Below are 5,817 nucleotides of genomic sequence, written 5' to 3' on the forward strand. Positions count from 1 at the left end.
GCGGCGTGACGGACGTATTCTGACCGGGGCGACCGATACGCATTAGGCCCCGCCGCCCCACGTCGCATCTGTCGGTCGGCGTCCCGTTCCGTCGGCCGTCGTATCGTCCGGACGGGCACTTGCGTCCGATCTGCTTCGGTCGGTGGATCGTTCCGGGCGGGCCGCCGACCCCGCCCGACGTGGTCGTTATCGTTTCCGTGCGCCGGGGCGCTTTTCACGTCCCGGCGTGGCTTCCAGACGGTTGGCTTTCTACCGACGGCGTTTTCCCCCACGCCGTCGTTCGATCGCGTATGTCTGAACCCGTGACTGTCGCGACCGCCGCCGGGGACCGTGTGACCGTGACCGGCGTGGCCTATACCGACCGCACTCACGACGGGACGCTCCGCCTATACGATGCCGACGACACCGTGATTGCGGAGTTCCCCGAGGCACGGTGGACTATCCACGCCGAGCACGTCGGGGAGTAGGCACCCGAACGCCTAACCACCACGGCCCCGTCCCGTCGCGTATGGACTTCCGCGATTCGCCCGGCGATAGCGACGACGCGGGCGGCACGACCGACGCGTTCCCGGCTCCCGACGAGGCCGAGCCGGTGGACATCGAACGCTACAACCAGGCGTTTCTCGAAGCCAACCCCGGCGTCGCCGTCCGCGAGGGGCCGGCGGGCGGGGAGTCGGCGACGATGGATACGCCGTTCGCCAAGCAGGACGCCGGCCTCCCGGAGGGCGCGGATCCGAACTGGAAAGCCGAATTCCCGTGGCTCTACGACCCCTCGATGGGGCGGCGGTGGGACTTCGACCCCGTCGAGTTGCGCGTGCTCTCGCAGGAAAACGCATGGGTGCAGATGATGGTCCAGTCGATTTCAAAAGAGGTGTCGGAAACGTCGTGGACAATCACGACGACCGACGACGCCCGCGAGACGGACAAGCGCCTGTCGACGCCGCCGGGCGAGCGGACGCCGATTCAGAAGGACCTCCCGGACGCCCAAGCCGAGCGGATTTATGAGGACCTCCGCCGGCCGGTCCCGCATCTCGACTGGAGCGATGCCATCGAGATGTGGATGCGCGACTATCTCGAAGTCGGGTCGATGGTCGCGACGAAAGTCTTTGACGAACGGTACTACGACGAGCAGAACGAACTCACCGCCGATCCGTTAGACCTCGAACCGCTCGCGCTCCAGCCGACCGCGCCGGAGGTGTGGACGAAGGACTACAACGACAAGTCGGGCGTGCCGTCGGGCTATTGGCAGTTTTCCCGACGCTCGTCGCCCGGCGCGACGCGACAGGCGTCCCGCGGCGTCGGCGATCCCGAACACTTCGCGCTTCGGGAGGTCATGTGGTCCGACAACGCCCCGGCGACGAACAGGGCGTATGGCTCGCCGCCGACGCTGAACGTCGCGGAGTTCATTCAGTCGCTTGATCTTGCCGTCGATCAAGAGCAAAATTACCTGTCGCGGGGGTCAATCCCGTCGGGGGCGTGGGTGTTCGAGGAATGGGACCGCGAGGAAGTCCTCGAATGGAAGGCCAACAACGCCGAGAACCTCCGCGGCAAGCCGCACAAGTCGATGATGTTCGCCGGCCGGGGCGGCGATGTCAAATTCGAGCCGATGTCGATGAACTTCAAAGAACTGGAGTTCACGGAACGCATGAAGTGGTACGCCCGTGTCGTCGCCGCCGCGTTCCAGGTCCCGACGGCCGTCGTCGGCGTCGAACCCGAGCAGATCAACTACAACACGTTCCAGGGTGAGCGCGAAAACTTCGAGACGAACACGCTCGGGCCGTACTTGCAGGATGTCGAACGGTGGCTGAACCACGGGTGGCTGGAACACTACGACGGCTATCGCTTCGAGTTCACGCCGGGCTTTTCGGAGACGACCCGGCAGATGCGCTCGGATCGCATCCGGCAGGAGTGGAACGCGAACCTCCGGACGCGGGAGACGGCCGCCCGCGAGTTGGGGATCGACCTCCCCGAGGACGCCCCCGACGGATTCAAAGACGATGTCGTCGAGGGCTCCGATCCGCCCGAGGGGGCCGAGGGGATCATGGCCGCGCTGTCGAAGGCTGAGTACGACGTGGGCGACGGCACGATCGACCTCACGCCGCCGGACTACATGGTCGCCGCCGCCGATGCCGCCGCCGAAGCGGGCGACGAAGGACTGATCCCGGACGACTGCGGGACGGGCGTCGGCGACGACCGCCGGAACCAGATTCAAAACGACGAAGTCGGGCCGGATGTTGTCGACGAGATCGCGACGTACCTCACGAGTCACGCCGAGGACGTGACTGCCGAGGGGTCGCCGGGCGAGTGGACGGACGAAGAGTGGGCCGACTGCGGGAACGCCCAATACGCCAAGTGGGGCGGCGTCGGCGACGGCCGGGCGATGGAGTGGGCGCAAGCCCGGAGCGACGAGGTGGCCGAACTGCGTGGCGAGGAGCCGACCTACAAATCGCTCGAACGCGATAGCTACGCAGACGCGCACGACGCGCCGGACCCGTCGTCTGACGGGAACACCACGGAGTCGACGAACGCTCACACGACGGCTCTCAGCGGCCAGGCGGACATGGCGAAGGACGAGCCCCTCCGGAACACCGACGAGTGGGCCATGTTCGACGTGCAAGCGGGCGAAATCGAAACGCTGGCGTCGGACCTCGCTTCGGACTTCGAGGACCTCTTCGCGGACGTGCTCGACGACGACGAGATACAGGACGCGATCGACAGCATGGCCGCCGACGCGGACGGGGAGACGAGTAAGTCCGTGATGGCCGTCGCCCGGCGACTCAAAGAACTCCTGACCGACAACGACCTCGCGGAGTCGATCCAAACGCGGCTTGAAGAAGCGTCCGTGAACGAAGCCCTCGAAGCGATTGAACACGCCAGCGAAGAGGCGGATGCGTCGGTCGACGTTGACGAGCGGGCGATTCGCGAGCAACTGTCGGATCGGACCCAACAGTTCGCCGACGACATCGCCGAGAACATGGCGGAGGACATCCGCGAGACGGTCGGGGACGGCTTCGCCGAGGGGAAGAACTCCCGCGAAATCGCCCAGGACATCGCCGAACAGGGCGACCTCGAAGCGGGCTGGGGCGGGGCCGAGCGGATCGCGCGCCAAGAGTTACAGATTGCCAGCGGGAAAGCGCGTGAGGCGGTCGCGGCGGATCTCGGCAAAGTCGAAGTGTGGCGGACGGCGGGTGACGATCGGGTCCGGGACGCCCACGCCGAGATGGACGGGACGTGGAAGCGCCCCGGCGAGTCGTGGGAAGTCACCTACGAGCGCGGGTCCCGCGCCGAGTCAGTTCCCGGCGATTCGGAGCCGGGCATCGGGTGTCGGTGCGTGACGCAACTCGTCGATAGGGAGGACGTGGACGACGCGGACTACGGCGGCGACGGCGACGCGGTCTAACGCCGCCGGAGGCTACCGTATCCCACGCCCGTATCCCACAGTATCCCACGACAGGCTACCGTAGCCTATCGGAGTATCCTACCGTATCCTACAAAGGCTTTTACTGTAGGCTACCGTAGCCTGTCGCGTATGCCACCCAACGGCTTCAAATCGGTATCGGTGCCGGACGAGACGATCCGGCGGTTGGATCGAATACAGGACGCGCTCGGCGAGGACTGCGGCTCCCGTGCCCAGGCGGTCGCGACGGCGGCCGCGGCGTTCGATGTGGAGGGCGACGATGCCGAGTGACCTCGATCCGTCCTTCTACTACGTCCGCGTCGGCGGCGAGTGGGTCCCGAAAACAACCGTGACGGACGGCGGCCGCCCGGAGGGCGAAACATGAGTGACAAAACAGAAACCACTACCCTCAACAGCGACGGCGACTTCCGAGTAATGCTTCACTACATCGGTGACGGTTTAGTTGAACTGGAAGTATGGGATTCAGAAAAAGAAGTGGCTACGCACACCTATACCGGATTTTTTGATGCTGGCAAACAGTCGGTTGACATCACCGACGACATTGTCACGGCGCTTCAGGAGGCACAGGGGGCATGACCCGCACCCTCACCGTCGCAGATCGACACGAACGCGAGCGGGAGGTTGACCGCCTCGTCGCGGAGGGCTATCGCGTGCTCCGCGGGAGCGACACCGAAACACGCCTCCGGGATGCCTCGGGCGGGTCGTGGGCGTGGCACCTGATTTTTCTGTTCATGACGCTCGGGATCGGGAATATTCTGTACGCGATCCGAAACTACGTCCGCGCGGATCGCGTGGTCGTCCGGCAGGAGTCGGCCTAAGCGTCCGCGTCCCGAAGCGCCTCGCGGATTGAGGCCCTCGAGCGTAAGTCCGTCTCGTCGGCAATCCCGCGGAGTTCGGCTTCGGCTTTCAGTTCGTCGTGGCTCATGTCGTCGAGCGCCGTGTCGCCGTCGCCGCCCGATTCGCCGCCCTCGCCGTTGGTGTCGATCACGGCACCCGCTACCGGCCGCGGTGTCTCGCCGTCGTCGCACGCGTCGGCGGCGTCGGCTTTCGTCTCGAAGAACGGTCCCGATACGTCGCCGCCGTAGGCGTACCAAAACGTGTCTCCCATAGGGGCAACGTTTACGCGGAGCGGCAAAGAACTATCGCATAACGATGTCAGATTTCAGCGTCCATATCGCCGAGCAGATCCGCGACCTCATGAGTCAGGGCACCGTCCGCGCGCCGCCGACGACGGTGTACGTCGCGGTGTTCGACGACACGGGCACGGAACGCTCGACGGACTTCCAGAACGACCGCGTCGGCCTCGATGCCGGCCCCGACTGGAACACCACGAACACATCCTTTGAGAACGCCGTCCCGGTGGACTTCGGGGAGGCGCTCGTCGACGTGAACGGGCTCGAAGATGTGGCGCTGTTCGACGCCTCGACGGGCGGCGAAGAACTCGCCCGCTTCACGATGAACGGGACGCCGTTCGACATTTCGACGGGCACGGTGTTGACCTTCAACAGCGGCAATCTGACCTTCGACATCATCGACCGCACCGAAGCCTAACGTATGACGAGTACCGTCAGCGACGGCGAGACGCTGTCGATCCCGGCCGGCGAGCGGACCGTCTCCGAGACGATCAATCTCTCCGGCTCCGGGAGTGTCACGCTCGACGGGACACTTGACCTTCAGGGGACGGCGACGGAGGCCGCGGCGGGCGTCGGCGAGGGTGTCGGGACAGCCACGACGACGCGGACCTATACGGCGTCGAACACGCCGGTCCAGCCGATCGGTGTCAACCGCGGTGAAACGCTGGCGATCGCGGCGGGCGACGAGCGCACTGCAGCGTCGGTTGACCTCCGCGGGTCGGTCACGCTTAAGGGGACGCTATCGGTCGTTGACTCCGCCGGGACGGGGACCGGCTACGGGCGGGCGGTCCCGGACGCGACTGCGGACGTGACTGCGGCGGGCGACGGCGAGGGGCTCGGGACGGCTATCGACGGGGCGTTTCGGGCCGTCAGCGGGGCCGGCGTCGGCGAGGGGCTCGGGACGGGCACGCCGATAACCGCGGTCCCGGCCGTCCGGCGCGAGGAGGCGACGCTCGTCTACGACGATAGCGAAGAGTTCGACCTCGGGCTCGACTCCTGACCCGCCCGAACGCTTAGGGCCTCGGGCCGCCGACTGTCGCCTATGCCATTCGCTGGATTTGACGACTGGGATTCTTGCGTCCGAACCATGACCGACGAGGAGGGCCACGACCAAGACGCCGCCGAACGGATTTGCGGGGCGCTCCAGGCAGAAGCGAAAGCCGATAACGGCGACGTTGACGAACTCCGAGAGTCACTCTCCCGAGCGCGGGGATTGATCGCCGACGTGGGCGTTGACCTCAACAGCGCCGTCGATCGCCCGGCGAT

Annotated in this window: 8 protein-coding genes; 7 read left to right on the forward strand and 1 reads right to left on the reverse strand. The window is 66.0% G+C overall.

All coding sequences use genetic code 11. The features are described from left to right. The first annotated feature begins 290 nt into the window (after positions 1–290). From ACI944_RS10705 to ACI944_RS10725, 5 genes are all read left to right on the forward strand, one after another. The gene (locus tag ACI944_RS10705; RefSeq protein WP_411719040.1) at positions 291–467 is read left to right on the forward strand and encodes a hypothetical protein; all 177 of its coding nucleotides are present in this window, start codon (positions 291–293) and stop codon (positions 465–467) included. Between the two features lie 41 nt (positions 468–508). Further along, a complete protein-coding gene (locus tag ACI944_RS10710; protein ID WP_411719041.1) occupies positions 509–3,400 on the forward strand; it encodes a phage portal protein in 2,892 nt (963 codons plus the stop codon). Positions 3,401–3,529: 129 nt separating this feature from the next. Beyond that, on the forward strand, positions 3,530–3,688 hold the full coding sequence (locus ACI944_RS10715) for a hypothetical protein (RefSeq protein WP_411719042.1): 159 nt from the start codon (positions 3,530–3,532) through the stop codon (positions 3,686–3,688). A gap of 90 nt (positions 3,689–3,778) precedes the next feature. Beyond that, positions 3,779–3,994: a hypothetical protein gene (locus tag ACI944_RS10720; RefSeq protein WP_411719043.1), complete on the forward strand. Its 216-nt coding sequence runs from the start codon at positions 3,779–3,781 to the stop codon at positions 3,992–3,994. Further along, positions 3,991–4,236: a hypothetical protein gene (locus ACI944_RS10725; protein ID WP_411719044.1), complete on the forward strand. Its 246-nt coding sequence runs from the start codon at positions 3,991–3,993 to the stop codon at positions 4,234–4,236. The genes ACI944_RS10720 and ACI944_RS10725 overlap by 4 nt, the downstream gene beginning before the upstream one ends. On the opposite strand, the gene ACI944_RS10730 is transcribed toward ACI944_RS10725, so the two are convergent. Then, positions 4,233–4,526 carry a hypothetical protein gene (locus tag ACI944_RS10730; protein ID WP_411719045.1) on the reverse strand — a complete coding sequence of 98 codons (294 nt, stop codon included), beginning with the start codon at positions 4,524–4,526 and terminating at the stop codon, positions 4,233–4,235. The two genes, ACI944_RS10725 and ACI944_RS10730, sit on opposite strands and share 4 nt — an antisense overlap. 44 nt (positions 4,527–4,570) lie before the next feature. On the opposite strand from ACI944_RS10730, the gene ACI944_RS10735 reads away from it, so the two are divergent. Next, complete coding sequence (locus tag ACI944_RS10735) at positions 4,571–4,969, forward strand: hypothetical protein (protein ID WP_411719046.1); 399 nt, start codon at positions 4,571–4,573, stop codon at positions 4,967–4,969. A gap of 3 nt (positions 4,970–4,972) precedes the next feature. Continuing rightward, the gene (locus ACI944_RS10740; RefSeq protein ID WP_411719047.1) at positions 4,973–5,551 is read left to right on the forward strand and encodes a hypothetical protein; all 579 of its coding nucleotides are present in this window, start codon (positions 4,973–4,975) and stop codon (positions 5,549–5,551) included. The last annotated feature ends 266 nt before the right edge of the window (positions 5,552–5,817 follow it).

It is taken from the genome of Natronomonas sp. (assembly GCF_046710025.1).
In the GTDB taxonomy this organism is placed as follows: Archaea; Halobacteriota; Halobacteria; order Halobacteriales; family Haloarculaceae; genus Natronomonas.